This window comes from Candidatus Thiothrix sulfatifontis (genome assembly GCA_022828425.1).
GTDB lineage: Bacteria > Pseudomonadota > Gammaproteobacteria > Thiotrichales > Thiotrichaceae > Thiothrix > Thiothrix sulfatifontis.
Window position 1 is genome coordinate 3,119,537 of the sequence record CP094685.1, and the last position, 26,107, is coordinate 3,145,643.

26 protein-coding genes and 1 tRNA gene are annotated in these 26,107 nt (G+C 50.4%); 17 read left to right on the plus strand and 10 right to left on the minus strand.

Going from position 1 to position 26,107, the window contains the following annotated elements:
• Positions 1-4 precede the first annotated feature (4 nt).
• Positions 5-1,606, minus strand: a complete 1,602-nt coding sequence (locus L3K52_15575; GenBank protein ID UOG91597.1) for a cytochrome ubiquinol oxidase subunit I — start codon at positions 1,604-1,606, stop codon at positions 5-7.
• A gap of 206 nt (positions 1,607-1,812) precedes the next feature.
• Between L3K52_15575 and L3K52_15580 the strand changes: the two genes are divergently transcribed.
• Positions 1,813-3,522: a proline--tRNA ligase gene (locus tag L3K52_15580; protein ID UOG94023.1), complete on the plus strand. Its 1,710-nt coding sequence runs from the start codon at positions 1,813-1,815 to the stop codon at positions 3,520-3,522.
• 99 nt (positions 3,523-3,621) lie between these two features.
• Positions 3,622-3,945 carry a hypothetical protein gene (locus L3K52_15585; GenBank protein UOG91598.1) on the plus strand — a complete coding sequence of 108 codons (324 nt, stop codon included), beginning with the start codon at positions 3,622-3,624 and terminating at the stop codon, positions 3,943-3,945.
• Positions 3,946-3,958: 13 nt separating this feature from the next.
• Here L3K52_15585 and L3K52_15590 read toward each other — a convergent pair whose 3' ends face one another.
• Positions 3,959-4,357: a type II toxin-antitoxin system VapC family toxin gene (locus tag L3K52_15590; GenBank protein UOG91599.1), complete on the minus strand. Its 399-nt coding sequence runs from the start codon at positions 4,355-4,357 to the stop codon at positions 3,959-3,961.
• Entirely contained in the window at positions 4,354-4,611 is a 258-nt protein-coding gene (locus tag L3K52_15595) for a type II toxin-antitoxin system PrlF family antitoxin (GenBank protein ID UOG91600.1), read from the minus strand. Before L3K52_15595 ends, L3K52_15590 begins: the two co-directional genes overlap by 4 nt.
• Before the next feature lie 190 nt (positions 4,612-4,801).
• Between L3K52_15595 and L3K52_15600 the strand changes: the two genes are divergently transcribed.
• The 4 genes from L3K52_15600 to L3K52_15615 all read left to right on the plus strand — a co-directional run bounded on the left by L3K52_15600 (position 4,802) and on the right by L3K52_15615 (position 7,781).
• On the plus strand, positions 4,802-5,029 hold the full coding sequence (locus L3K52_15600; protein UOG91601.1) for a BrnA antitoxin family protein: 228 nt from the start codon (positions 4,802-4,804) through the stop codon (positions 5,027-5,029).
• Between the two features lie 215 nt (positions 5,030-5,244).
• Complete coding sequence (locus L3K52_15605) at positions 5,245-6,117, plus strand: hypothetical protein (protein ID UOG91602.1); 873 nt, start codon at positions 5,245-5,247, stop codon at positions 6,115-6,117.
• Complete coding sequence (locus tag L3K52_15610; protein ID UOG91603.1) at positions 6,110-7,006, plus strand: lysozyme inhibitor LprI family protein; 897 nt, start codon at positions 6,110-6,112, stop codon at positions 7,004-7,006. The genes L3K52_15605 and L3K52_15610 overlap by 8 nt, the downstream gene beginning before the upstream one ends.
• A gap of 49 nt (positions 7,007-7,055) precedes the next feature.
• Positions 7,056-7,781 carry a hypothetical protein gene (locus tag L3K52_15615; protein ID UOG91604.1) on the plus strand — a complete coding sequence of 242 codons (726 nt, stop codon included), beginning with the start codon at positions 7,056-7,058 and terminating at the stop codon, positions 7,779-7,781.
• Positions 7,782-7,791: 10 nt separating this feature from the next.
• On the opposite strand, the gene L3K52_15620 is transcribed toward L3K52_15615, so the two are convergent.
• Together L3K52_15620 and arfB are read right to left on the minus strand one after the other, a co-directional pair.
• Positions 7,792-8,325 (minus strand): Uma2 family endonuclease, encoded by a 534-nt coding sequence (locus L3K52_15620; GenBank protein ID UOG91605.1) that lies wholly within the window; start codon positions 8,323-8,325, stop codon positions 7,792-7,794.
• A gap of 62 nt (positions 8,326-8,387) precedes the next feature.
• Positions 8,388-8,780 (minus strand): aminoacyl-tRNA hydrolase, encoded by a 393-nt coding sequence (gene arfB / locus L3K52_15625; GenBank protein ID UOG91606.1) that lies wholly within the window; start codon positions 8,778-8,780, stop codon positions 8,388-8,390.
• A gap of 167 nt (positions 8,781-8,947) precedes the next feature.
• Between arfB and L3K52_15630 the strand changes: the two genes are divergently transcribed.
• Positions 8,948-10,522: a bifunctional GNAT family N-acetyltransferase/carbon-nitrogen hydrolase family protein gene (locus L3K52_15630; protein UOG91607.1), complete on the plus strand. Its 1,575-nt coding sequence runs from the start codon at positions 8,948-8,950 to the stop codon at positions 10,520-10,522.
• Position 10,523: 1 nt separating this feature from the next.
• Here the strand turns inward: L3K52_15630 and L3K52_15635 are convergent, their stop codons facing one another.
• The gene (locus tag L3K52_15635; GenBank protein ID UOG91608.1) at positions 10,524-10,946 is read right to left on the minus strand and encodes a DUF3293 domain-containing protein; all 423 of its coding nucleotides are present in this window, start codon (positions 10,944-10,946) and stop codon (positions 10,524-10,526) included.
• Positions 10,947-10,971: 25 nt separating this feature from the next.
• Entirely contained in the window at positions 10,972-13,392 is a 2,421-nt protein-coding gene (locus L3K52_15640; protein ID UOG91609.1) for a CBM9 family sugar-binding protein, read from the minus strand.
• A 202-nt stretch (positions 13,393-13,594) separates the two neighbouring features.
• Between L3K52_15640 and murA the strand changes: the two genes are divergently transcribed.
• The 8 genes from murA (at position 13,595) to L3K52_15680 (ending at position 20,804) form a co-directional block, all read left to right on the plus strand.
• Positions 13,595-14,854: a UDP-N-acetylglucosamine 1-carboxyvinyltransferase gene (gene murA / locus L3K52_15645; GenBank protein UOG91610.1), complete on the plus strand. Its 1,260-nt coding sequence runs from the start codon at positions 13,595-13,597 to the stop codon at positions 14,852-14,854.
• Positions 14,855-14,858: 4 nt separating this feature from the next.
• Positions 14,859-15,503, plus strand: a complete 645-nt coding sequence (gene hisG, locus L3K52_15650) for an ATP phosphoribosyltransferase (GenBank protein UOG91611.1) — start codon at positions 14,859-14,861, stop codon at positions 15,501-15,503.
• A complete protein-coding gene (aroG, locus tag L3K52_15655) occupies positions 15,500-16,567 on the plus strand; it encodes a 3-deoxy-7-phosphoheptulonate synthase AroG (protein UOG91612.1) in 1,068 nt (355 codons plus the stop codon). Before hisG ends, aroG begins: the two co-directional genes overlap by 4 nt.
• A gap of 2 nt (positions 16,568-16,569) precedes the next feature.
• Complete coding sequence (gene hisD, locus L3K52_15660) at positions 16,570-17,871, plus strand: histidinol dehydrogenase (protein UOG91613.1); 1,302 nt, start codon at positions 16,570-16,572, stop codon at positions 17,869-17,871.
• Positions 17,872-18,060: 189 nt separating this feature from the next.
• Positions 18,061-18,552: a hypothetical protein gene (locus L3K52_15665; protein ID UOG91614.1), complete on the plus strand. Its 492-nt coding sequence runs from the start codon at positions 18,061-18,063 to the stop codon at positions 18,550-18,552.
• Positions 18,553-18,668: 116 nt separating this feature from the next.
• A complete protein-coding gene (gene asd, locus L3K52_15670) occupies positions 18,669-19,529 on the plus strand; it encodes an archaetidylserine decarboxylase (protein UOG91615.1) in 861 nt (286 codons plus the stop codon).
• 4 nt (positions 19,530-19,533) lie between these two features.
• Positions 19,534-20,175, plus strand: coding sequence for an orotate phosphoribosyltransferase (gene pyrE / locus L3K52_15675; protein UOG91616.1), 642 nt, complete (start codon positions 19,534-19,536; stop codon positions 20,173-20,175).
• A gap of 86 nt (positions 20,176-20,261) precedes the next feature.
• Positions 20,262-20,804: a helix-hairpin-helix domain-containing protein gene (locus L3K52_15680; GenBank protein ID UOG91617.1), complete on the plus strand. Its 543-nt coding sequence runs from the start codon at positions 20,262-20,264 to the stop codon at positions 20,802-20,804.
• A 58-nt stretch (positions 20,805-20,862) separates the two neighbouring features.
• On the opposite strand, the gene L3K52_15685 is transcribed toward L3K52_15680, so the two are convergent.
• Together L3K52_15685 and L3K52_15690 are read right to left on the minus strand one after the other, a co-directional pair.
• Positions 20,863-21,120 carry a Fis family transcriptional regulator gene (locus L3K52_15685; protein ID UOG91618.1) on the minus strand — a complete coding sequence of 86 codons (258 nt, stop codon included), beginning with the start codon at positions 21,118-21,120 and terminating at the stop codon, positions 20,863-20,865.
• Positions 21,121-21,664: 544 nt separating this feature from the next.
• Positions 21,665-23,695 (minus strand): cation:proton antiporter, encoded by a 2,031-nt coding sequence (locus tag L3K52_15690; protein ID UOG91619.1) that lies wholly within the window; start codon positions 23,693-23,695, stop codon positions 21,665-21,667.
• 107 nt (positions 23,696-23,802) lie between these two features.
• On the opposite strand from L3K52_15690, the gene L3K52_15695 reads away from it, so the two are divergent.
• Complete coding sequence (locus L3K52_15695) at positions 23,803-24,228, plus strand: hypothetical protein (protein UOG91620.1); 426 nt, start codon at positions 23,803-23,805, stop codon at positions 24,226-24,228.
• A gap of 3 nt (positions 24,229-24,231) precedes the next feature.
• Positions 24,232-25,977, plus strand: coding sequence for an ABC transporter ATP-binding protein/permease (locus L3K52_15700; GenBank protein ID UOG91621.1), 1,746 nt, complete (start codon positions 24,232-24,234; stop codon positions 25,975-25,977).
• A gap of 40 nt (positions 25,978-26,017) precedes the next feature.
• On the opposite strand, the gene L3K52_15705 is transcribed toward L3K52_15700, so the two are convergent.
• Positions 26,018-26,094: transfer RNA gene (locus L3K52_15705), tRNA-Arg, on the minus strand.
• Positions 26,095-26,107: the final 13 nt, after the last annotated feature.

Here is a 26,107-nt window from a genome sequence, read left to right on the forward strand (position 1 = left end):
CTCCTTAGACCTGATCGTTCATTTTGTCAGCGTAAACCAAGCCCGCGTGACCACCACCGTGTTTCTCATGGTGATAACGCCCGGTGTGCAGGCTGCTAGGCCCTAACTTCGCAAACTTGATCATCAAGTACATTTCCGCTACCAACAACACGGTGTAGAAGAACACAAACCCAGCAATTGAACCGATCAAATCCCACTCGGTTAGCGTCGAAGTTCCCATGAACGTTGGCAAAATCTCACCAATTGCCCAAGGTTGACGCCCGGCTTCCGCCACAAACCAACCGGATTCAATCGCAATCCACGGCAATGGCAACCCAAATACAGCCAAGCGCATCAACCAACGTTTCTCATACGCCGTCTTTTTCGCGGTGTAATAAAACGCCAGTGCAAAAATGAACAGCATCGCCACGCCTGCCGCCACCATAATGCGGAACGACCAGAACAACGAAGCAACGTGCGGCACCGTGTCTTTGGATGCTTGCTGAATTTGCGCTTCGGTCGCATCGACCACGTTCGGCGTATAACGTTTCAGCAATAAGCCGTAGCCCAAATCCGCACGCATTCCTTCAAAGGCAACTTTTTCCGCTTCGGTCGCCGTTCCTGAACGCAGCTTCAGCAGCAAGCCGTAAGCGGTCATGCCATTGCGAATGCGCTGCACATTTTCTTCGACCAAGTTATTGATACCTTTCACTTCTTCAGTCAAGGAGCGCGTTGCAATCAAGCCCAGTGCATAAGGAATCTTGACGGAAAAGGTGTTTTCGCCATTTTCTTGATCAGGCCAAGCAATTACATTGAAACCGGCGGGAGCTGGCTCGGTATGCCATTCTGCTTCAATCGCCGCCAATTTCATTTTTTGCACATCGCCCGCTTCGTAACCACTTTCATCACCCAACAAGATAACCGACAAAATGGATGCCATGCCGAAACCTGCGGCGACCGCAAACGAACGCTTGGCAAACCCAAGGTCACGCCCTTTGAGGATGTACCACGCACTGATCGACAGCACGAACATTGCACCTGTCACATAACCCGCTGCGACGGTGTGAATGAATTTCACCTGCGCGACCGGATTCAGCAGGACAGCGGCGAAATCCACCATTTCCATGCGCATGGTTTCGTAGCTGAATTCCGCACCGATGGGGTTTTGCATCCAGCCATTCGCAATCAAAATCCACAGTGCGGAAAGGTTTGTGCCAATCGCCATCAGCCAAGTGACGGACAGATGCTGCACTTTACTCAGGCGATCCCAGCCGAAGAAGAACAAACCGACGAAGGTTGATTCGAGGAAGAAAGCCATCAAACCTTCAATCGCCAGCGGTGCGCCAAACACGTCGCCAACGTAGTGTGAGTAGTAAGCCCAGTTCGTGCCGAACTGAAATTCCATGGTGAGACCCGTGGTCACACCGATCGCAAAGTTAATCCCAAACAATTTCCCCCAAAACTTCACCATGTCTTTGTAGATTTGCTTGCCGGTCATCACGTAGACCGACTCCATGATCGCCAGCATGAAGGTCATACCAAGGGTCAAGGGTACAAATAGGAAATGGTAAAGAGCAGTCACCGCAAATTGCAGCCGTGACAGGTCGACGACTTCATCCGTAATCATGTTGCCTCCGAAAAGCTAAACGCCATACATACCAAAACAAGTATCCGCAAAATACGCCCGATTGCGGTGCAACAACATTGATCTCGATCAAATTTGAAATAAGTTTTACCTAACAAACCGTTAGCGCCAATTTTCAGAAAGGGTTTCGCAAAGGCGCGATGAAATCTATAATTGGCGGTTTCCCATACCGGATAGAAGACAACACCATGCGAGTTTCCCGATTCCCCCTCACCACCCTGCGCGAAACCCCCGCCGATGCCGAAGTCATCAGCCACCAATTAATGCTACGTGCGGGCATGATTCGCCGCCTCGCCTCCGGTTTGTATACCTGGATGCCGTATGGCTTGCGCGTATTGCGCAAAGTCGAAGCCATCGTGCGTGAAGAAATGAATAACGCGGGCGCGATTGAAGTGCTGATGCCCTCCATCCAGCCTGCCGAATTGTGGCAAGAATCCGGGCGTTGGGAAAAATACGGCGCGGAATTGCTGCGCATCCGTGACCGTCACAGCCGTGACTTTTGCTACGGCCCGACGCACGAAGAAATCATTACCGATTACGCCCGCAAAGAATTGAGCAGCTACAAGCAATTGCCGATCAATTTCTACCAGATTCAAACCAAATTCCGTGACGAGGTACGCCCGCGTTTTGGCGTCATGCGTGCGCGTGAATTCTTGATGAAGGATGCGTATTCCTTCCACGCCACACAAGAATCGTTGCAGGAAACTTACGACATTATGTTTGCGGCGTATTCGCGCATCTTCCAGCGCTTGGGCTTGGATTTCCGCCCGGTGCAAGCGGATACCGGCTCGATTGGCGGCAACGCTTCGCACGAATTCCACGTACTGGCTGATTCGGGTGAAGACGCGATTGCGTTCGCGAGTGGCAGCAACTACGCCGCGAATATCGAACTGGCGGAAGCAGTGTGCCTGATCGCCGAACGCGCCGCGCCAACTGAAGCGATGCGCGAAGTCGACACGCCTAACGCCAAAACCATCGAAGAATTGGTGGCGCAATTTGGCTTGCCAATCGAGAAAACGGTTAAGACCTTGATCGTGGCAGCAGCGGAAGATTCCGAGCACGCCTTCATTGCTTTGCTGGTACGTGGCGATCATACCCTCAACGAAATCAAAGCGGAAAAAATCCCCGGCGTTGCCGTGCCATTGCAGTTTGCACGGGAAGATGAGATTCGCGCCCTGATCGGTGCAGGCCCCGGCTCATTGGGGCCAGTCGGTTTGACTATTCCGATCATTGCTGATCGTACTGTCGCGAACATGTCGGACTTTGGCGCAGGTGCGAATGTTGACGGCAAACACTTCTTCGGCATCAACTGGGAACGCGATGTCGCGCTGCCGCAAATTGCCGATTTGCGCAATGTGATCGAAGGCGACCCTAGCCCTGATGGTTGCGGCACACTGTCTATCGTGCGCGGTATCGAAGTCGGTCACATCTTCCAGTTGGGCAAAACCTATTCCGAAAAACTCAATGCCACGGTGTTGGATGAAAGCGGACGGGCGCAAGTGATGACGATGGGTTGCTACGGCATCGGTGTTTCCCGCGTGGTTGCGTCGGCGATTGAGCAAAATAACGACGAATTCGGGATTCGTTGGCCTGCGGCGATTGCACCCTTCACGCTGGTGATTGCGCCGCTGAATATGCAGAAATCGCCGGATGTGGCAGCGAAAGCAGAAGAACTTTACGCGCAATTGCAAGCAGCGGGCGTGGATGTGTTGCTGGATGACCGTGCGTTGCGCCCCGGTGCGATGTTTGCCGACCATGAATTGTTGGGCATTCCGCACCGCGTCATTATTTCTGAGCGTGGTTTGCAAGCGGGCGAGTTGGAATACAAAGCGCGGAGTGGCGGCGATGCGGTGAAAGTGCCGGTTGCGGATATTCTCGCGTTTATTGCCCAACTTTAACCGAAACTTAACCGCAATGTGATAGTCGTCACGGTATCCGGGCGATTATTGCAAGATAATCCGTTTATGGCTTTCGTCGGGCAAATTTCGGGGCTGATTATGGATATTCTTACAGTGTCGTTTTTATTGCTGTTGGGTGCGGCAGCAGGTTCATGGTTGGGCTATGCGCAAGGGCTGGCGCAGGGCAAACAAGTCGGCAAATTGGCGGGGATAAAAGAAGGCATTAAAGAGCAATTGCGTAAGGAACTGATTGAGTCCAAGATCATTGGGGGGGCTTATGAGGTTAAAGTTCACGCAGATGCTTGCAAAGAGCTGGAAGCCGCCTTATCCGGTAAACCGAAGAAAAAAGCTCCCGCGTCATCACTACCGGGCTGGGTGATGGTGGCGGGGGTATTATTTGCGAGTTGGCTGCTGTTGATGTAGCGCGTCAATCGACTTATTGCAACTTGGTGAAATGCGGTGCTTTAGCAGCTTTCTTGTCAAAAGTCAGCGTGGTATCGCAGCCTTTGCCCCGCGCTACATGACAAATCAGCAGATCCGCCAAATCATAGGTGTTGTTTTGTGCGCTGCTAACGAAATCGCGGACGCTCAATGAATCTTGGAACTCCAACGCAACCATAGACAGCAATTCGCCTAGGGAGTCTAGGATTTCATCACGCGGCACTTCATAGACACTTTTCAGCACCCACATCATTTCCAACACGACCACATTGCTCACAAATAAAGGCTGCTTGTCAGCTTCCGCATCCGCTAATAATTTGGTGGCAATTTGCGCCTGCTTTTCGTCATCCTGCACCAAAAAGCGCACCAGCACATTGGTATCAACAGCCTTCATAAAGCCTCATTCCTGATGTATTGGGCAACAGCCTGATCCATTGCTTCGATACTTACCGGCTGGGATTTTTTGTACTTGCTCAACAACCCGGCAACTTCTGCCACCTTGCGGGTAACGGGCTTGATAACCACTTCACCCCGATCATTCAGGACAAACTCAATTTTATCTCCCGTGACTAAATGCAGATTATCTCGCACACTTTTGGGAATCGTAACTTGTCCCTTTTGCGTCACTGTCGATACAAACGCATTCATACCAAAGCTCTCCAGTATTACTTTAGACTCATATTATTACCTAGAGTAATACCGATTGCAAAGCCCGAAACATCGGATAATGTTTACTGCGGTGTGCTGTTGTCACTTGACACGCCGAATCTTGTACATACCATGTAACCATGATGAAATTTTGCCATTGTGAACGTCAATACTACAAAGGTAGAGTGCCATGAAAGCGGAATATGACCTGTCTCAAATGAAATCTCGCAAAAATCCCTACGCCTCCAAACTGAAAAAGTCCGTCACCATTCGGCTCGGCGAAGATGTGGTAGGGTATTTCAAAGAAATGGCTGAAAACACGGGTGTACCTTACCAAAGCCCGATCAACTTGTACTTGCGTGACTGTGTGCGCCAGCACCGGACAATTGATATTTCGTGGTTATCGAATCCAGAATAAAAAATAATGCGCCTACCGTTCGTCGGCTGTATAATCCTGCGCAATTGATTAGCAAATGGGGAAATACGCCATGATGATGACAAGTTACTGCATAGCACAGGTGGCTTCATGTCCTGACAGGCCACTTTCGCATAGCCTGTTACATATGGTTTCCGTTTAATAAACTATTAGCGAAGTGTATTAAACAGTTTTTAAAGAAATTACAAGGATAAAGTGTGAAACCCTTCATTACAGGAAAAAAAGTTTTTTTAAGAAATGTTGGTAAAGATGAAAAATGGTTACAAGATATTATAGAGAAAGATCCATCTTTATTACCGTTTGAAAATCTTCAACTAGTTTCTAGAGAAAGAAGGCAATCATCAGGTGGGAAACTAGATTTTCTAATGAAATCTTTAGATGATTCTTCAATGTATGAAGTAGAAATTATGCTAGGAGACACTGACCCATCTCATATTATTAGATGTATAGAATATTGGGACATCGAAAAAAGAAGATTTCCTCAAAGACAACATTTTGCTGTTTTGATTGCCGAGAGCTTCAATAGAAGATACTTTAATATAATACAATTATTCAGTTTAAATATTCCAATGATTGCCGTTCAATTAGACATTATCGAGTCTGACAATAATTACATCGTAAACTTTACAAAAATAATGGATATATATGAAGAAGTAGATGATGAAACTGAAAGTGCAGAAGTAAAAGAAGATTATTGGGAAAGAGATTCGCCTTGGGTTAATAATGCAGCAAAAAAGATAGTTGAAGAGTTGAAAAAAATTGATCCATCTATCTCTTTAAAATACACACAAAGCTACATTGCCATTACAAAGGCAGGAGTAAATCAATATTATTTTAATAAAAGAGCAAAACCTAAATTTAAGATTGGCTTTAGAATTTCAGATCAAGAGTTATCAGATAAAATCAAAACATTACTAGATGAGAAAGGATTGAATTACGATCATAAAAGTAAAGACTTTGTTTTGACCAATATTGAAGTAAAAGACAACTTAATCAAAATGATATATGATATACATGAAACAAGATTAAAGCACAAACAAATTGAAAAAGATTCAGATACCAATGGATAATGCTATTTTTATATATTTCCAAAAAGATAAACTTATGAAGAAAATTCATCTAATTGCCATATTGACTTTATTGCTGAGTGAAAATCTATTTGCGGCTGGCTTTGATTGCAATAAAGCAGAGACACAAGTTGAAAAGATGATCTGTGCTGACTCATCTATCAGTGAGTTAGATGATAGACTTAATAGTCTATACGAAGATGCCAAAAGCTCTCAAAATAAAAAAGAAATTATTACTAAGATTAAAGACTGGCTAAAATTAGAGCGAAATCAATGTCAAACAGAGATATGTTTGCGGAACGCATATGAAGATATTTTACCAAAATTAGAATTACTCGTCGAAGAAAATACAGAAAAAAAAGCCTCCAATAAAACTGAAAGCATTGCAAAAAATGATGTAAAAGAAATATCTATTGATGCTACGACAATACCTAGCATTGGTGACAAGAATGATATAAAAGAAAACAATAACACTAGCAACAGCGAAACACAAAATAAAACATTAAATAAGAATAAAGAAAGTGAGAATCAAATTTTAGATCAAAAAGATTTAATCAATGACAAGGAAGAACATCCAGAAACAACACCTGATAACAAACCAAAATCTGATGATTACACTCCTTGGTGGATAGCAGCATTTGGAAGTATTGGAGTTTGGTTTTGGAATAAATTCATAAGAAATAGATGTCCCAACTGCAATTCCACTAATTTCTCTCAAAACAGTGGAGATGAAATTGATAGATGGAGACAATCAGTAAAGGTAACAGAAACATTGAGCAATGGAAAAAGCAGAGAGAAACATGTAACAAAAACCTTCATAAAAGTACAATATACTTATAAATGCAGAGATTGCGGCAGGGTATGGAGCATGACAAAAGAGCGTGAAAAATAGAATATTAAAATATCAAATATGATCGCTAATTAAGTGGAAATCCCAACCCATGACTCAACCCTACTCCCGAATCTTCCTACTCAGCCACATGCGAGCCTACAGCAGTTTGCTAGGGCATATTATCGGCTCACACCCGCGCATCAATGGCTATTACGAAATGCACCAAAGCTACCTCAGCGACGCTGATCTAGCCCAGCAAATCGCGGATTACAGCCAACACGATAGCTTAAAACCTGACAGTCACTATCAGTTTGATAAACTGCTGCACAACGATTATCGGCTGAATTTGAGCCTGCCCGCATTGCAAGATGCTGTCATTTTTATTGCGTTGCGCCAACCTGAGCCAACCATTAAAAGCATCATTAAGTTATTCCGGCAAAAATCCAGCGATGATTTGTATGCGCAACCCGCTGGCGCAACCCACTATTACCTTGAACGGCTGCAAACCCTTACCGATTTCGCCCAGCAACACCCGCAACGTTATTACTATTTTGATACCGAAAAAGTCTGCACTGACACCGACGGCTTATTAAGCCAGTTACAGCAATGGATAGGGGTGACTGAACCGTTAGCGCGTGAATACGGTAGCTTTGCCAAAACGGGCATAGCCGGTGCGGGGGATACCTCACCGCTCATTCACACCGGAAAAATATTACCGGATTTTCAGGAAGCGGTGGATGATGTGGAACTGGATGCGACGTTATTGCAACAGGCAGAACAGGCTTATCAAAACAGCCGCGCTTTATTGCTGCACTACGCCAAACAGCATTGCTAATAGTCGGCTTTTACGCCTGCACCCCAAACACATACCCCAAATCAATCCCCTGTTCAGCGAACGGGGGAATAAATACCCGCTGGCAATCTTCAACCGCGATACACTCTTTGGAAAACACCACGCGGTAATGCTCCCCCGCCAACTCATAAGCAATCAGGGTTTTATTCTCTGGTGAAATCACCCAATAATAAGGCACTTGGTACACCTGTAAGCGCATCAGGTGCATCACCAAATCCTTGCTTTCATGCCCCGGCGAAGTAATTTCACACACCCAATCAGGCAAAATATCCACCACACCCTCTGGTGGATTCGGCACACGCGCCTTACGCCATCCGGCAAGATCATGGGTTGGGCAATGATGTTCGCTGTAACGCACGCTGATTTCCGTCACAATCCACCAGCCATCTGCACCTTTACGGCGTTTGAAGGGGGAAACTTCATCAGAAAGACCCGATTGCACCTGCGCATGAGCAAACCGCGCCATCGGGCGTTTCACAATTTCACCGCTAATCAGTTCAATGCGCCCATCGACAGATGCAGCCATTAGCAAGTCATCGACTGTTGCAAATTTCCGTGCTTCCATCCCATACCTCGGCTTACATAATCCTAATAATCGACTTTTTTACGCCCCGATTTAATATCGCTGTGCTTTTTCTTGCTGTCAAGCCGTTTGAGCCGCGAGCTAAACGTCGGGCGCGTGGCTTTGCGCTTCTTTTGCACTTTGGTCGCGTCCGCGATTAATTGTTGCAAGCGTTCGAGCGCGTCCGCCCGATTTTTTTCCTGACTGTTGTGGGTTTGCGCCTTGATGACCACCACGCCATCGCCGGAAATGCGCTGGTCAGCGTAGCTCAACAGCTTTTCTTTCCAACTATCCGGCAAGGAAGAAGCGCGGATGTCGAAACGCAGGTGAATCGCGGTCGAGACTTTATTGACGTTTTGCCCGCCGGAGCCTTGAGCGCGGATGGGTTGGAAATCGAGTTCTTCGGGCGGGATGTTCATAAGGGTGATGACCTTCAAAACGGCGTCTAATTGCCGGTTACTTTAACGTTCAATGACCGATTAGTGAAGGTATTTGACGGGAGTTTGGTATTCCAGCACGGGATACTGACGCTTTACGCCGCTTCGGTATATCATGCGCCTTTCAACCAACACCAAAACTACCTTGCATGGCTACCACTAACACACTGTCCGACCCCGCTATCCAGCTCCAGCTCCGTCAAGCCAAGCTGGATGACGTTGCACAAATTGCGGCGTTATCCGAGCGCGTTTATGCAGGCACGGGGATGTACGGCTACCCAGAGCCGGTACTGATCGGGCAGCAAAACCATTTCCCAGAAGGGCAATTTGTGGTCATCGCGGGCGACAAAATCGTCGGCTACTGCGCCACCCTGCGCGTCAATGAGCAACGCGCCTTTAAGCAGCACGACTGGAGCGAAATCACCGGCAATGGCTACATCGCGACCCACGACCCCCACGGCGAATGGCTTTACGGCATGGAAGTGTGCGTCGACCCCAACTACCGTGGCTACCGCATCGGGCAACGCTTGTACAATGCCCGTAAACAACTAGCGCAAGACCTCGCGCTGAAAGGCATCGTCTTCGCCGGGCGTTTGCCTACGCTTGCCAGCCGCATCAAGCGCTACGGTACGGCGGAAGCGTATGTCGAAGCCGTGCGCAAAAAGGAACAACGCGACCCGGTACTTTCCTTCCAGCTACGCAATGATTTCGAGTTCATCGGCTTAATCCCGCATTATCTGGATGCTGATTACCAATCAATGGGTTACGGTGTCCACATGATGTGGCGCAACCCCAAAGTCGCGCAGACGCCCGCCAAAGGCAAACAGAAAAACTACGGCAAACGCCAACCCGATAGCGTGCGCGTCGGCACGGTGCAATACCAGCAACGCAAAGTGCAATCGTTCGAGGAATTCATGGAAGCCGTCGCCTACTTCGTGGACGTGGTAGCCGATTACAAAGGCGATTTCGTGGTATTCCCCGAACTCTTCACCCTGCAATTATTGTCGATGGAATCGCAGCAATTAAGCCCCGTGGAAGCCATTGAAGCGCTCACCAAATACACCCCGCAATTCCGCGAAGCCATGCGCGACCTGGCGTTGCGTTACAATATCAACATTATTGGCGGCTCGCACCCCACGCGGATGCCGAATGGACGGGTGGAAAACATTTGCTACATTTTCCTGCGTGACGGCACGGTACACGCACAAGCCAAAATTCACCCCACGCCCAATGAAGCGTATTGGTGGAACATCGAAGGCGGCAGTGAGCTGGATGTCATTCAAACCGATTGCGGTCCCATCGGGGTACTGATTTGCTACGATTCGGAATTTCCTGAGTTAGCACGCCACCTCACCGATCAGGGCGCACAAATCCTCTTCGTGCCGTTTTGCACCGATGAACGCCAAGGCTATTTGCGGGTGCGTTATTGCTGTCAGGCACGCGCGGTCGAAAATCAGATTTACGTAGTGATGTCCGGCAACTGTGGCAACCTGCCCAACGTCGCCAATATGGATATTCAATACGCGCAAAGCTGCATTCTTACCCCCTGCGACCTGCCATTTGCGCGTGACGGGATCGCCGCCGACACCACCCCGAACACCGAAATGGTCGCAATGGCTGACCTGCGCCCCGATTTATTAATGACCGCCCGCAACAGTGGCTCGGTGCAAAACCTGCGCGACCGCCGCCATGACTTGTACCACGTGCGTTGGAAAGGCAAATAAATTAAGCCACCAACAGCACCAATTGCGGCGCTGCGGTGGCTGAATCTGCCCACAAAATCGCATTCTGGGCGTATTGCTCGCCCAGTAATTTGGCACTTTCCAAATCCAAGCCCGGTACCAGAAAACTCGCTTCGCCTTGCCATTCACCTGCCGGGTCTAAGCCAATCGCGGGAATCGTCATGTAACCGTGTTGCGCCAACTCTGCGGCTAATTGCTGTTGCGCAAGGGCATTTTCCGCCTCGCTCAACGGCCAGCTATGCGGATTGCAAGCCGTAATAAACGCTGCGCACGTATGCCCGGTTTCACGCAACAACTGCGCTAATTCAACGGAGGGGCTGTCGGTGCGCAGCGTAAATGCGCCCTGTGGGTATTGCACTTGGTAATGGGCAGCGTGATACGCCGCCAGTAATTCTGTTGTCATCATCGGAAGTCCCCATTGATTGATACTGTTATTCGCCCAAAATCGCGCCACCGAACAGCGCCGGGTTTTGCCAAGCCTCGTCTTGTTTGGCTTTCCAAGCCAATTTACCGTCACGGTCGCCGCCGTCGTCGTCGTCATCCACGTGAATATCCAAGCCCATGCGTTGCCCCACGCGCGGGCTAATCCCCAGACCCGCCCAAGGCAAGGTGACATCCAGCACGTAGCCATTGCCAGAGCGGGTCACGGTGTGATTCAAGGGTACGCGATCAAGTTTCGGTGAGTTTTTGCCCAAAACAATATTGCCAGCTTTCAGATCAACAATAAAGTGGAAATCGTTGCGTTGGTCGTATTGCTGACTCATGGAACCATCCGCATCCAAGTACAATTCAACCGCGTCATCTTCCCAAGGCACGGTGGAATCGCTCACGCCGGGGCGGTCATCTTCCACCCCAATCCGCAAATACAAGTATTGCTGATCCCAACTGGCTTGCCACACCGCTGCCAAATCTGGCGTGCCCTCGATTTTGCCATTCAACACATTGCGCAACGGATAAGCCGCAGCCCCTGCCCAAACATCCGCCGGATTCCGCGCTTGCCGAATCAAGGCACTGCCCCCCGCCACGTATTGTTCATTAGGCATCGTGCGCATCGTCACTAAGGTGGTTTCCACTGACGACGGCGCAGCATCTTCTGGCGGAATATTCCCCATGGGGAATGGCGGCGGTTCGCCGTGGATGGGTTCGTATTGTGGCGCGGTCGCATCCAAGGGTTCGGATTGGGTTTTCATTGCCTCCAATGTCACCGCCGGTTTCGCCTGACGCACCAAAGTATCCCCAGAACAACCGTTCCACCAACAACGATTGACGCGGGTGAATTCCAACAAAGCACGGTGTTTGGGTGCTTGCGCATCCGGCTGGGTAATGTACTCCTTCGTGCCAAAACTGCCGTATTTGCGGTAAATGCGCGGTGAACTGAAATGTACGAATAATTTACCCCCCGCTTGTTTCCAACCCGTCAGGAGTTGCTGGTAAATAGCAGCCATTTGCGGGTGACGGTTGGCGGCATAAAACAGGGTATTCGGGTGCTGATTATCGGATTTCGTGGTCATGTCCACCAAATGTTGCCCGCCTTCATACGCGATCAAATCCACTCCGAAGCTTTTGGTCACTTCCGCCTGTTTTGCAATCAACTTGATTTCATTGGGCAAGGAATGCGGGTATTTCGGGTCAGTCATCACTTGGAAAATGTCACTGACGCTACGGGCTTTGCGCAAGGCATTCGCCTCGCCATACACATACGGTGCGACCGCGTAAGCATCGGTAAAGCGGTAAGCACCGTTATAAGACAAAATCGTTTTGCTCATCGCGGTGCTGCCCACCAAACCGGACATCACCCGCACCACGCGCTTATTGCCGCGAAACACTTGCTCCCAAATGCCAAACACATCCACCGAACGCTTGGAATAAAATTTGTACGCGGCTTGATTCGGATCAGGGTCTAAGCCCATTTGCACGCCTTGTTGCTTGGCAAAAGCGTGTTGGGTAAACACGCCATTCCACACTTCGTTGGAATATTCCACGTACACTTTCAAGCTCGGCTCCAGATTGGCTTGCACGTATTCGGCAAAGCGGCGGATAAAATCGTTACTCGCCGCATGAGGCATCGAAAACCACGGATCGGCGTGCAAACGGTTCGCGAGTTCCACCATCACTTCCATTGGAGCGCCGCGAATGCCCTCTGCACCACCCCAGGTTTGCTGGTCGATGCTGGCGCGGTCTTCCCACGCATACACCGGGTTACGGGTAATCCCGCTCATATTCATGAAACGGATCACCCGAAAATCGCGCATATACGTCAAATAATCGGGGTTAAAAATAATCTTGCTGGAATCACGCTCGAATGACAGGTAATTCCCGGCACACTGCCCGGCTGCCGCCACGCGCTGAAACGGGTTATTCGCACAAATCCCACCCGGCGGCAAAATACGGATATTGCGGATGGGATTCGCCGGATTCGTCGCCAGAATAAACAGCGTCGCGTTCAACTCATTGTCTTTACCCGGATCGAGAGTGATGATGTCGCGCCCCAGCGCACCCGCTACTAAGCTCGCATCGTTACGGTAATCCAGCTTGCCTTCGCCTTCATACAACACAATGTATTGACCGCTGGGAATCGTACCCGCCGGTAATTTGCTCACAAAGCGCGTACCCGCCTGCCCCCCTTGAGAAATCGTTTTCGGCCAACCGTTGCGATCGTATTCGATATTGCCTTTGTTTAATTGCCGCGCTTCACGGAATGGCAACGCCATTTTCATTAAATCAATGAACGGTGCACTGGAATCGTCATCCATGATTTCATTGGTATTCGTTCCCAGCGCCGAATGGCTGTTGTAAAACGCGGCGGCAGGTTTAACCGCACTTAAACCCAATAGCAGCAGTAAAGCAGCCATAGCCCAGCGGCTCCCCCCCCAACGGTAAGCATTTATCATGATTTCTAACCCCATGTTATCGTAAGCAGCAGCCCTAACCTCGCGCTAACGCTGCCTTATTCCCCAATTTGTTATGCTTGGAAGACCAATATGTTCTTTAAGTTCCCTTTTCGTTATTATTCCATCCTTTTGCTGACAAGCGACTGAACCGGATCTTAATACCATGCAAAAGCTGATTATCGAAGGTGGCGTAACACTGGATGGAGACGTAGAAATCTCCGGTGCGAAAAACGCTGTCCTGCCCCTGCTCGCTGCCACCTTACTGGCAGAAACCCCCATGACCATCCGCAATGTGCCGCGCCTTAAAGACGTATCCACGCTGGCTGCGGTAATTGCTGGAATGGGCGTGACAGTGAACATTGATGAACACAATAATGTTCACACTGACGCATCCACCATTCAGCACTTTGTCGCGCCGTATGAGTTGGTGCGCACCATGCGGGCGTCGATTCTGGTATTAGGGCCGATGGTGGCGCGTTACGGTGAAGCCGAAGTTTCCCTGCCCGGCGGTTGCGCGATTGGCTCACGCCCGGTCAACATTCACCTGAGTGGTTTGGAGGCGATGGGTGCGAAAATTGTGGTGGAAGAAGGCTACATCCGCGCCACTGCCAAACGCCTCAAAGGTGCAAAAATCGTCATGGACATTGTGACGGTGACAGGTACCGAAAACTTGCTGATGGCAGCCGTGTTAGCCGAAGGCACGACCACACTGGAAAATGCCGCGCGTGAACCGGAAGTAGTCGACCTTGCCAACTGCCTGATTGCGATGGGCGCAAAGATCAAAGGCGCAGGCACCGACAAAATCACCGTCGAAGGCGTGACCAGCCTCAACGGTGTCGATTACAGCGTACTGCCTGACCGTATCGAAACCGGCACTTTTTTGGCAGCCGCTGCGATTACCGGCGGTCGGGTAAGGACAATAAAAGCCGCACCTGATACACTTGATGCTGTACTGCACAAATTCACCGAAGCAGGCGCATTGGTCACGACCGGCGCGGATTGGATCGAAGTCGACATGAGGGATCGCACCCTGAAAGCGGTCGATATTCGCACCGACCCCTACCCCGCGTTCCCCACCGATATGCAAGCGCAATTCATGGCGATGAATGCCGTGTCGCGCGGCATTGGCGTGATTGTCGAAACCATTTTCGAGAACCGCATGATGCACGTTGCCGAACTGATGCGCCTAGGGGCCAACATTCGTTTGGAAGGCAATACCGCCATCGTCGCCGGAATGCCTTACCTGAAAGGTGCGCCGGTGATGGCAACCGACTTACGCGCTTCCGCCTCGCTGGTGCTGGCAGGTTTGGCAGCGCAAGGCAAAACCACGGTGGATAGGATTTATCACACCGACCGTGGCTATGAACGCATTGAAGAAAAACTCTCCCGACTGGGTGCGCGTATCCAACGGGTAAATGGATAACATTGTGAAACAGACACTGACCATTGCGCTCTCCAAAGGGCGCATCTTCAAAGATACCGCGCCGCTGTTAAAAGCCGCTGGTATCGAACCTTTGGATGACCCCGAAACCAGCCGCAAGCTGATCCTCGACACCAACCGCGAGGATGTGAAAATTGTCATTATCCGCGCCACTGACGTGCCGACTTATGTGCAATACGGCGCTGCCGATTTGGGCGTGGCGGGCAAAGACGTGCTGATGGAACACGGCGGGCAAGACCTGTACGAACTGGTGGATCTGCAAATTGCGCGTTGCAAGCTCATGGTTGCCGGGTTTGCCGACCGCCCTTTACCCACCACCGGCTTGAAAGTCGCGACCAAGTTCGTCAACTGTACCCGCCGCTATTTTGCCGAACAAGGCCGTCAAGTCGATGTCATCAAGCTATACGGCTCGATGGAACTTGCCCCGCTGGTCGGCTTAGCCGATTGCATTGTCGACGTGGTTGACACCGGCAATACCTTACGCGCCAATGGTTTAGCTCCGCTGGAACACATGGCAGACATCACCTCACGCCTGATCGTGAACAAAGCATCCATGAAACTTAAACACGCCCCGATTCGTGAGCTGATTGCCCAGATTCAGGCGGCTGTCGCACAGAGGAGCGCCCAATGAAATACCAAACCGACGACTTACGCATCATCGGTATGCACGAACTCACGCCACCCGTCGAACTGCACCGTGAATACCCGCTGAGCGAAGCCGCCACCGAAACCGTACACAACGCCCGCGAAATTGCGCACCGCATCCTGCACGGCGAAGATGATCGCTTGCTGGTGGTGGTTGGCCCGTGCTCCATCCATGACGTGGATGCAGCAATGGAATACGCGGCGCGTCTGCAACACTTGCGTGACGAATTGCAAGACCAGTTACACATCATTATGCGGGTGTATTTCGAGAAGCCGCGCACCACGATTGGCTGGAAAGGCTTGATCAACGACCCGGATATGGATAACAGCTTCCATATCAACAAAGGTCTGCGCATGGCACGTAAGTTGTTGCTGGATTTGAACAATCAGGGAATGCCAGCGGCGACCGAATACCTCGACCTGATCAGCCCGCAATACCTGGCGGATTTGGTAAGCTGGGCAGCGATTGGCGCACGCACGACCGAAAGCCAAGCCCACCGCGAACTGGCGTCTGGGGTTTCTTGCCCGATTGGTTTCAAGAATGGCACGTATGGCAACCTGAACATTGCGATTGACGCGATTGGCGCTTCTTCTCGTCCGCACCATTTCCTATCCGTCACCAAGGAAGGCCGTACCGCGATTTTTGCGACCAAGGGCAACGAAGATTGCCACGTGATCTTACGTGGTGGGCAAGAGCCGAATTACGACGCCGCGAGTGTTGCCGCCGCCGTAGCCGCATTGGAAAAAGCCAAACTGCCAGCGTCGTTAATGGTCGATTTCAGCCATGCCAACAGCCACAAAGATTACCGCCGTCAACCGGAAGTCGCCGCGAATGTGGCAGCGCAAATCGCCGCAGGCAACAAAGCCATTACCGGCGTCATGATCGAAAGCCACTTGGTCGAAGGCAATCAAAAAGCCGACGGCAAACCGCGCGAAGCACTGGTCTATGGGCAAAGCATCACCGACGCTTGCATCAACTTCGAGACCACCGATGCGGTATTGCACCAGTTGGCGGAAGCGGTGGAAGCACGGCGTAACAACAGGGGTTAAACATGCTCAACATTACCGAATTAAGCACCACTGACAGCGCGTTCTGGTCGAAACTGCAAGACCTACTGGCATGGGAAAGCGTCTCCGATGACGCGGTATTCAACACCGTCAACGGCATTTTGAAAGATGTGCGCAAGCGTGGCGACGCCGCCGTGGTGGAATACACCAACCGCTTTGACCGCATGAGTGTGGGCAGCATGGCGGAACTGGAAATTCCCGCCGCCCGCGTGCAAGCAGCGCTCACCAAAATCACGCCAGAACAGCGTACTGCATTAGAGGCCGCCGCCGCTCGCCTGAAGTCTTACGCCGAACACCAATTGCTGGAATCGTGGAGCTACACCGAAGCCGACGGCACTTTGCTGGGGCAACAAGTCACCGCATTGGATCGGGTCGGTTTGTACGTCCCCGGTGGCAAAGCGGCATATCCCTCTTCGGTGCTGATGAATGCCGTGCCAGCCAAAGTTGCAGGCGTGCCGGAATTGATCATGGTAGTGCCAACCCCCGACGGTGAAGTCAACGAACTGGTGCTGGCCGCCGCCGCCATTTCCAACGTCGACCGCGTGTTCGCTATCGGCGGCGCACAAGCCGTTGCCGCCCTCGCTTACGGTACCGCAACCGTCCCGCCAGTCGATAAAGTCGTCGGCCCCGGCAATATCTACGTCGCCACCGCCAAGCGCATGGTCTACGGCACGGTCGGTATCGACATGATTGCAGGCCCTTCCGAAATCCTCGTGGTGTGCGATGGCAACACCAACCCGGATTGGATTGCCATGGATCTGTTTTCCCAAGCGGAACACGACGAAGACGCACAATCCATCCTCGTCTGCCCCGATGCAGCTTTCATCGAACAAGTAAAAGCCAGCATCAACCGTTTGTTGGAAGAAATGCCGCGCAAACCGATCATTGCCACTTCGCTGCAAAACCGTGGGGTACTGATCCACGTGCAAGACATGGCAGAAGCGGTAAAAGTTGCCAACTACATCGCCCCCGAACACTTGGAGCTTTCGGTGGAAAATCCGCGTGAAATGGCGACGCAGATTCGCCATGCCGGGGCAATTTTCATGGGGCGCTACACCGCTGAAGCCGTCGGCGATTATTGTGCAGGGCCGAACCATGTATTGCCCACTTCACGCACCGCACGTTTTTCCAGCCCGCTGGGGGTATATGACTTCCAGAAGCGCTCATCCTTGATTGACTGCTCGGCGCAAGGCGCCTCGACACTGGGCAAAATTGCTTCCGTATTGGCACGCGGTGAAGGCTTGGTCGCGCACGCCCGTTCAGCCGAATATCGCATCAAAGACTAAGCGACTTTACGCGCTGCATACCCTCTGAAAGCCCCATCCAACGGGGCTTTTCAGTTCTCTGCAAAAAGTTCACGGTTATTACAAAAAATTTGCAGAAAACGTGCAAAACCTCTTTACATTAGTAAATGCTAATATTATTATTATCCCATACTGAACTTCTCGAAATACAACCTGCTAGGAAATAAAATTATGAAACTGCATACTATCGCTTTCGCTGCTTTGATCGCTTTCACTGGCGCTGCTTCTGCTGAATTCACAGACGGTTTTGATAACGGTTCTGCTTCTGGTCAAGGCACCAGCCAAGGCAATGGCGCTACTGGTGGTCAAGGCACTGGTTACGGCGCTACCAACGGCGACGTAAACGGCTGGGGTCGTGGTAAAGGCGACGCTGACGGTGAAGTTGATTTTGCGATCACTTTCAAAGGCAAAGGCCGCACTAACTTCGACAGCGACATGGCTGCTAACGGCAAAGGCAATGGCAACTGGTACGGCAATGGCAACGGTTACGGCCAAGGCAACACCACTAACAACGGTTACAGCGACTTCCGCTCTAACTCTGAAGGTTCTAACAACGGTTACGCAGCACCAGCCATGATGACTGCACCGCAGATGCCTGCTGCTCCTGTTACCGCTCCAGCAGCACCGGCTGCTGCACCAGCAACCCCTGCTGCTGCGAAATAAGACTGACGCAAGCATCACAGTTTGCTAAAGGGCACCCTCCGGGGTGCCTTTTTTGGTTTACTCGCTGCGCTTTTACCGTATTATCCTGTCTTTAGCCGTTAATACACGAATCCTGCATGAATCTACTTGATATTCTGAAAGCTTGGCCTCTGTACATTTTGCCGCACCACTTTATCTCCCGACTGGTGTTTCGCCTGACACGCATCCAATCCCCGACGCTTGTGCCACCTGCTATCCGGTTATTCAGCAAGGTTTTCAACGTGAATCTGACGGAAGCGCTCTACCCCGACCCAGCGAGCTATTCGACCTTTAATGCATTTTTCACCCGCTCATTACAACCCGCCCTACGCCCAATCGCAGCCGGAAATCAGGTGCTGGTCAGCCCGGTAGACGGGCGCATTAGCCAAATGGGAACGGTGGAAGCAGGGCAAATTTTCCAAGCCAAAGGCCGTGAATATTCTGCCGTAGAATTGTTGGGCGGCGATGAGGCACGTGCTGCCCCGTTCATGCAGGGTCAATTCGTGACCATTTACCTGTCACCGCGTGATTATCACCGCATTCACATGCCGCTCACGGGAACCTTGTGCGAACAGGTTTACGTACCGGGGCGACTTTTCAGTGTCGCGGGGCATACGGTGCGCACGATTCCGCGTCTGTTTGCCCGCAATGAACGGGTTGTCACGCTGTTTGATACCGAATTCGGCAAGCTGGCTATGGTGTTGGTGGGTGCAATCAACGTTGCTGCCATTGAAACCGTGTGGGATGGGCTGGTCACACCTCCGCAAGGCTGGGGCGTCAAGCGTCAAACGTTTCCAGAGGTTCATTTGGCAAAAGGCGTGGAAATGGGGCGTTTCAACATGGGTTCTACCGTGATCTTATTATTGGAAAATCCTAGTTTGGTGTGGAGTCAAGCACTAGGAGCTAACGTGGTGCTTCAGTTAGGACAAGCATTAGCGAATTTACCCGCAAAGGATTAAACCAATGAAAACATATCAACAAGATTTTCTGGATTTTGCTATCGGGCAAGGCGTCTTGCGTTTTGGCGAATTCACCCTCAAATCCGGTCGCGTTAGCCCGTATTTTTTTAATGCGGGCTTGTTTCAAACCGGCTCAGCCCTGTCACGCCTTGGCAAATTTTACGCGCAAGCCATTGTCGATTCTGGTATCGCGTTCGACATGCTGTTTGGCCCGGCTTACAAAGGGATTCCGTTAGCGGCAGCAACCGCGATTGCGCTGTATGAACACCACGGCAAAGATTACCCTTACGCTTTTAATCGCAAAGAAGCCAAAGACCATGGCGAAGGTGGCACAATTGTAGGCGCACCCTTGCAAGGCCGGGTTTTAGTCATTGACGATGTGATGACCGCAGGTACCGCGATTCGCGAAGCAGCGGCTATTGTTGCGACTCAGGGCGCCACTCTAGCCAGTGTCGCCATTTCACTCGACCGCCAAGAACGCGGCACCGGCACCCAATCTGCGGTGCAGGAAGTGCAAGCCCTGTACGGCATTCAGGTAATTAGCATCGTGGGTTTACGCGAAGTCATCAACCACGTTGGCAGCCATTTGCATGATGCAGCGTTACTGGAGACGATACAGGCTTACCGCAACGAATTCGGGGTTTAAAAGCGTGCCTGTCCGACGTACTATGTCACTAGCATTTTTTTCGTAATAAAAAGCATTAAATACTGATAAATTAATGGAGTTCCACAATGTCTAAACTAGTAGGCGTATTTATCCTTGGGATACTGTGCGGTTGGTTAATCGAATGGATTTTTGTACGGTTGTTTGTTCCCAATCCCAAGAAAAAACTTGAAGTCGCCCTGCAAGCCAGTCGCAAAGAAAATGGCACGCTGCAACAACAGAACCGCACCTTACAAGCAGAGTTGACAGTCGCAAAAGCCGCGAAAATCGAACAAGTTACCACTCCAGCGCCACAAACACACCTTGAAACCGTTGAAACCGTTGCAGCAGCCGTTGAACCTGAAATTGCAACCGTAACAGATACTGTACCGGATGATTTAACCAAACTCAGTGGCATTGGCCCCAAGTTAGCCGAAGCAATGCAAACCAACGGCATTAAGCGTTATGCAGAACTTGCAGCGTTGACTACTGATAATTTGAACGAGAAATTGGCGTCGAGCGGTATTCGCTACAGCAAGGCATTTGCAGAAAGTTGGGCAGAGCAAGCTAAACTTGCAGCCGCAAACGATTGGGATGGGTTGAAGACGTACCAACAAACATTGAAAAATTGAGCTTAATATTGGGGGCGGTCTATAAATACCGCCCCTCTTGTCCACACTTAGTCTTTGATTAAAGTAAGTTATGGCGCTTCAGCTTAGTGCGCAATGTGGCACGATTAATGCCCATGCACTGTGCAGCCTTCGACTGGTTATTGTGCGTATAACGCATCATAATTTCCAGCATCGGGCGTTCAACCTCATCCAACACCAAACGGTAAATGTTTGACGCTTCATGATCACCCAGCGTATCCAAGTAATCTTGTAAAGTACGAGCAACCGTTTCAGACAAAGAAGCGTCCAGACCGGCACGAGAAGATGTATTCGTCATATTGATGCAACCTTTTTAGTATTTGTTGGTACGATTCTACACAATGTTTCATTAACCGTAGCCAACTGCTTTTTAGGAGTCGTGATCGTAAAAATCCCTTTAATAACTTGTATTAGCGGTGATTCGATCCAGATACCACCCAAATGCTTCCTTTCAATACGGACACTGTATCCGCTCCATAGAAGTCGTGCATAGCCTCAGCGTGATCTAAAACGACTCGACACCATCCATAGACATCTGGCTGTTCAAAAAGTTTTCTAAACGTTAGAAAAATTTTAACTTCACCGGACTGTCTCCAGTTGACCCCAAGTCAATCGACCAATTATTAAGCTATCGGCATGTGTAAAACCAAGCATGGTTTTTCATACATAAACCATCTCATTAAACGCATATCCTGAATAAAAGAATACCACAGAGTGAAATATATCCAATAGATTAGGTCGATAAACGGTAGTTTACCACGGTGTGAGTGGTATGGATTTAACAGACAGAAATATACTTATTATACGATTCACCAGCCCAAAAACAAACGGACGCTTACGCCTCAAACATCCGCCGCCACGGGAACAACTGCTTTTGCCAGTTTGCCCCCCGTGCGCAAAACCGTCTCCACTTCGCGGAAACATTCCGCCTTACTGCCTTCTAGCACCAAGACATCACCGGCTTGCAAACAAATATCCGCAGAAGGCTCGTCACCACGAATATCACCGCGCCGCAATGCCTTAATGCACACAGAGAAGCGCTCCAATTCTAGCGCAGCAATCCGCTTACCTGTCGCGTAATCTTCATCCTGCAACCTAAACGTATGCAAAAATGCCTCGGTTTTTTGACCAACCTGCAAGGTTTTATCACGCTCACCGTGGTAATAGCTGTGCAAAGCGCGGTAACTGTCACGGCGGGTTTTTTCGGTCATCTGGAACACTTCATCCGGGCTAAAGCCGAGTTGCTCCACAATGCGTTGGGTAATCATCAGCGTGGCTTCCAGCGTTTCCGGCAACACGCTGGTAGCGCCTAAGCGTTCCAACGTTTTCAAGTGACGTTCGTCGCGGGTGCGCACCAAGACCGGAATATCGGCACGCTTGAGACGCACCGCTTCAATAATGCGTTTGGCGACTTCGACTTCCACCACGGTAATCACCACCATGCGGGCGCGTTCCAAACCAGCCGCCATCAGAATTTCTGGGCGGGCAGCGTCCGCATAATGCACTGGATCCCCCGCCTCCCACGTTCTTTCCACAATGCTAGGGTCAAGATCCAATGCAATGTATGGCACGCCCTGCTCTTGTAAAAAACGCGCAATGCTCTGCCCCATGCGCCGATAACCGCAGAGAATCACGTGATTTTCCACCTCATTAACAGCCGTATTGACCTCTTCTGCTTCTTTGAAACGCTCGTGGGTATAAGTATCCGCCAACAAAAAATGGGTAATTTTCTCGTTGTAGCGAATCAAGAATGGCGAAATAGCCATGCTAATCACAATGGCCGCCAAGGTGGTTTGTGCTTCACTCGATGACATCACTTCATTGTTTAACGCCAAGGTCAGCAGCGCAAATCCGAACTCCCCGCCTTGCGCCAGCACCAACCCGGTGCGCAATGAAGTCACATTATTTTTCACAAACAAACGGGTTAGCAGCGCAATCAGTAAGCCTTTGCCCACGATCACACCCAATACTAGCAATAATACCGGCAGCCACAACGAAGGCAGAATGCTAATATCCAACTTCGTCCCGACCGTTATAAAAAAGATTCCCATCAAAATATCGCGAAACGGACGGATCTCACTTTCAATCTGGTGCTTGTACTCGGTTTCACTCAGCAACATTCCGGCTAAAAACGCCCCCAATGCCAATGACAAATTCATGGATTGCGTCAACCACGCCGCCGTCAGCGCTACCAGCAATACCGTAATATTGAACAATTCAACCGATTCAGCGCGAGAAATATACTGAAACAACGGTCGCAGCGTGTAATGCCCCACCAACATCATGGCGACAAACAGCAACGCAGCGGAAAGAATAGTCAACATTAACTCACTGGGATTTACAGTCAAATCCGCGCCACCCGCCAACAACGGAATCATGACCAAAAAGGGTACGACAGCAATGTCTTGAAACAGCAAAATTCCCAACGCCGATTGCCCGTGAGCCGCACGCATTTCCGCCTGATCGGTCAATTGCTTGACCACAATCGCGGTCGATGACATCGCCATAGCACCGCCTGCGACCAGCGCACTGCTCCAATGCGCCCCGAAATACGACAAAATGGCAACGCCGGATAGCGTAGAAATCACCACCTGCAACCCGCCCAAGCCAATAATCGTGGTGCGCATTGCCATGAATTGCTTGAGTGAAAATTCCAACCCAATGGCAAACAATAGGAATACTACCCCGACTTCCCCCATGAAGATCAAGCCTGCGCTATCGGGCATAAAGCCTAATCCATGAGTTCCGGTTAGCGTCCCCACGAGTAGATAGCCCAAAATAGGCGGCAAGTGCAAGGTGCGGAAGGCAGCAACCGCCCCGACGGACATCACCAACAACAGCAGGATGCTTTGTAATAAGTCGTGTTCTTCCAAGGAATCCCCTACAATTTGTTCAGTTGTTTTGACCAAGTATACGGGTTTCTGACCCGCTAGACACCGTGTCAGTTCAGTTATCATTCAAATTTTAAGTGAGCGAATGCGTGCAAACAATAAGCGATTGGCGGCAAATAGCGCGGTATTTGTGGGTTGCTCCCATCAGTATGTGGTTTTTACCCTTGGCATTGCTGGCAAAATGGACAGGTGGTGGTTACGCCCTGCACACGGGGGTGTTGGAAATCTGGGGTGGCTGGGTCGGACGCTGGCTGGAGCGTGGCATTCCGTTTCTTGGCGCAGTGAATGCCGTTACCGTTGGGCACATTGTTGCGGGTGTATCACCGCAGCATTTGCGCAGCAGTCGGGTGCATGAACGGGTGCACGTGGAACAATTCGAGCGCTGGGGCTGCTTATTCCCTTGCGTGTATTTTATCGCCGGAGTGCGGGCGCAACGACGCGGTGGCAGTTTCTATTGGGATAACCCTTACGAAATCGAAGCCCGCCGCAGAGCCGCTGCCACAGGGAAATGTTAGTGCATGGATATTATTTTTCGTGAATACGGCGCCATCATCCGCCAGAAATGGGGGTGGTTTGCGGTGGTCATGCTTGGCATTACCGGCGGCGCGGGGCTAGAGCTATTGGTGCCGCTGTATTACAAAGAGATTGCCAATGGCTTATCCAAAGCCTTCAACGCGGATACGCATCAGTTGCTGCTGCAAAACCTGAGCTACATTGCCATGACTTACGGGGTGATTTGGCTGAGTTGGCGGGCGCTGGAATTGGGCATGATCATGTTCCAAAGTTGGGGACTAAACAAACTCGATAAGCGCTGTTTTGATGTGCTCGTGAAACAACGCACCCATTTTTTCGAGAACAATTTTGCAGGCAGTTTGGTCAAGCAAGCCAACCGTTTCATCAAAGCCTTTGAAACCATTATCGACTGGTTAATTTTTCAGTTTTACGGCAACTTGCTGCAAATCGCTCTCGCCTTCCTTATTTTTTACCAACAACAGCCGACGTTTGCGCTGTATTTTCTGCTATGGGTCGCCATCTTTTTAGGCTGGAGCGGTGGCTTTCTGGTCTGGAAACTGAAATTCGACCTGCGCGTCGCGGCGATGGATTCCAAACTCGGTGGCGCGTATGCCGATGGCATCAGCAATATCGCGATTGTCAAAAGCTTCGCGCTGGAACAACACGAACGTGCCAATATCGGCGCATTGGCGGATGAATCCTATCGGGTGCGCAATATCGCGTGGTTATTGACCTTCATCTCGTTTGCGGTGCAAGGCATTCTGGTGTTCAGCATTGAATTGCTGCTGATTTATTGGATGATCGGCGAATGGCAACAAAGCGCATTCGAGATCGGTGAATTTGTGTTATTCCAAACCGTACTGCTTATCCTGATCAAACACCTGTGGGATTTCGGGATGAATTTTCGGCGTTTTTTCAACGTATTGGCCGATGCGCGTGAAATGGCAGACGTGTTCCGACAAACCGATTTGGAGGACGACCGTGCGGATATGCCAACCCACACCATTACGCAAGGCGACATTCGCTTCGAGCAATTAGGGTTTGCGTATGGCGCAGCGGATAAGCAAGTCAGCTTATTTAATGATTTCAACCTGCACATCCAGCCCGGTGAAAAAGTGGCATTGGTGGGGCATTCTGGTTCAGGCAAAACTTCACTGACCAAATTGCTGTTCCGTTTTGTTGACCCGCAGCAGGGCAGAATTTTGTTTGATGGGGTGGATGCTACTGCGTTTTCACTGGCGTCTTTACGCGCACAAATTTCATTGGTGCCGCAACAACCGGATCTGTTTCACCGCAGTATCCGCGACAATATTGCGCTGGGCAAAGACATCCCTGATGAAGCGTTGCGTGAAGTCGCCCGCAAAGCCCGTGCACTGGATTTCATCGACAAACTGCCGCAAGGCTTTGACACCATGGTGGGCGAACGCGGTGTGAAACTGTCCGGCGGTGAAAAGCAACGCATCGCGCTTGCCCGCGCTTTTCTGGAAGATGCACCGATTGTGGTGCTCGATGAAGCCACCAGTGCTCTGGATTCACTCACCGAACAGCAAATTCAGATCGCTATTTTCGAGCTGATCGAGCGAAAAACCGCGATTGTGATTGCGCACCGACTGGCAACCATTCTGCGCATGGACAGAATCATCGTGTTGGAAAATGGCGAGATTATCGAACAAGGCACGCACAGCGAATTGCTGGCATTGCGCGGTAAATACCACGAAATGTGGCAACACCAAAGTGGGGAGTTCCTGTAACGAAAAAAGGCTGACATTAAGTCAGCCTTTTTAAATGAGATGGCGCATCTGGAAGGATTCGAACCTCCGACCACCTGGTTCGTAGCCAGGTACTCTATCCAACTGAGCTACAGATGCGCTGGAAGAGGTG

Excerpts from the sequence above, each read along its gene's own strand:
- L3K52_15685 (UOG91618.1), bottom strand. The coding sequence starts at position 21,120 with ATGACGAATACATCTTCTCGTGCCGGTCTGGACGCTTCTTTGTCTGAA.
- L3K52_15630 (UOG91607.1), top strand. The coding sequence starts at position 8,948 with ATGGCTACCACTAACACACTGTCCGACCCCGCTATCCAGCTCCAGCTC.
- L3K52_15615 (UOG91604.1), top strand. The coding sequence starts at position 7,056 with ATGACTCAACCCTACTCCCGAATCTTCCTACTCAGCCACATGCGAGCC.
- arfB (UOG91606.1), bottom strand. The coding sequence starts at position 8,780 with ATGAACATCCCGCCCGAAGAACTCGATTTCCAACCCATCCGCGCTCAA.
- L3K52_15590 (UOG91599.1), bottom strand. The coding sequence starts at position 4,357 with ATGAAGGCTGTTGATACCAATGTGCTGGTGCGCTTTTTGGTGCAGGAT.
- L3K52_15595 (UOG91600.1), bottom strand. The coding sequence starts at position 4,611 with ATGAATGCGTTTGTATCGACAGTGACGCAAAAGGGACAAGTTACGATT.
- L3K52_15575 (UOG91597.1), bottom strand. The coding sequence starts at position 1,606 with ATGATTACGGATGAAGTCGTCGACCTGTCACGGCTGCAATTTGCGGTG.
- L3K52_15585 (UOG91598.1), top strand. The coding sequence starts at position 3,622 with ATGGATATTCTTACAGTGTCGTTTTTATTGCTGTTGGGTGCGGCAGCA.
- L3K52_15640 (UOG91609.1), bottom strand. The coding sequence starts at position 13,392 with ATGGCTGCTTTACTGCTGCTATTGGGTTTAAGTGCGGTTAAACCTGCC.
- pyrE (UOG91616.1), top strand. The coding sequence starts at position 19,534 with ATGAAAACATATCAACAAGATTTTCTGGATTTTGCTATCGGGCAAGGC.
- asd (UOG91615.1), top strand. The coding sequence starts at position 18,669 with ATGAATCTACTTGATATTCTGAAAGCTTGGCCTCTGTACATTTTGCCG.
- hisD (UOG91613.1), top strand. The coding sequence starts at position 16,570 with ATGCTCAACATTACCGAATTAAGCACCACTGACAGCGCGTTCTGGTCG.
- L3K52_15680 (UOG91617.1), top strand. The coding sequence starts at position 20,262 with ATGTCTAAACTAGTAGGCGTATTTATCCTTGGGATACTGTGCGGTTGG.
- L3K52_15700 (UOG91621.1), top strand. The coding sequence starts at position 24,232 with ATGGATATTATTTTTCGTGAATACGGCGCCATCATCCGCCAGAAATGG.
- L3K52_15665 (UOG91614.1), top strand. The coding sequence starts at position 18,061 with ATGAAACTGCATACTATCGCTTTCGCTGCTTTGATCGCTTTCACTGGC.
- L3K52_15620 (UOG91605.1), bottom strand. The coding sequence starts at position 8,325 with ATGGCTGCATCTGTCGATGGGCGCATTGAACTGATTAGCGGTGAAATT.
- aroG (UOG91612.1), top strand. The coding sequence starts at position 15,500 with ATGAAATACCAAACCGACGACTTACGCATCATCGGTATGCACGAACTC.
- murA (UOG91610.1), top strand. The coding sequence starts at position 13,595 with ATGCAAAAGCTGATTATCGAAGGTGGCGTAACACTGGATGGAGACGTA.
- L3K52_15635 (UOG91608.1), bottom strand. The coding sequence starts at position 10,946 with ATGATGACAACAGAATTACTGGCGGCGTATCACGCTGCCCATTACCAA.
- L3K52_15600 (UOG91601.1), top strand. The coding sequence starts at position 4,802 with ATGAAAGCGGAATATGACCTGTCTCAAATGAAATCTCGCAAAAATCCC.
- L3K52_15580 (UOG94023.1), top strand. The coding sequence starts at position 1,813 with ATGCGAGTTTCCCGATTCCCCCTCACCACCCTGCGCGAAACCCCCGCC.
- L3K52_15610 (UOG91603.1), top strand. The coding sequence starts at position 6,110 with ATGGATAATGCTATTTTTATATATTTCCAAAAAGATAAACTTATGAAG.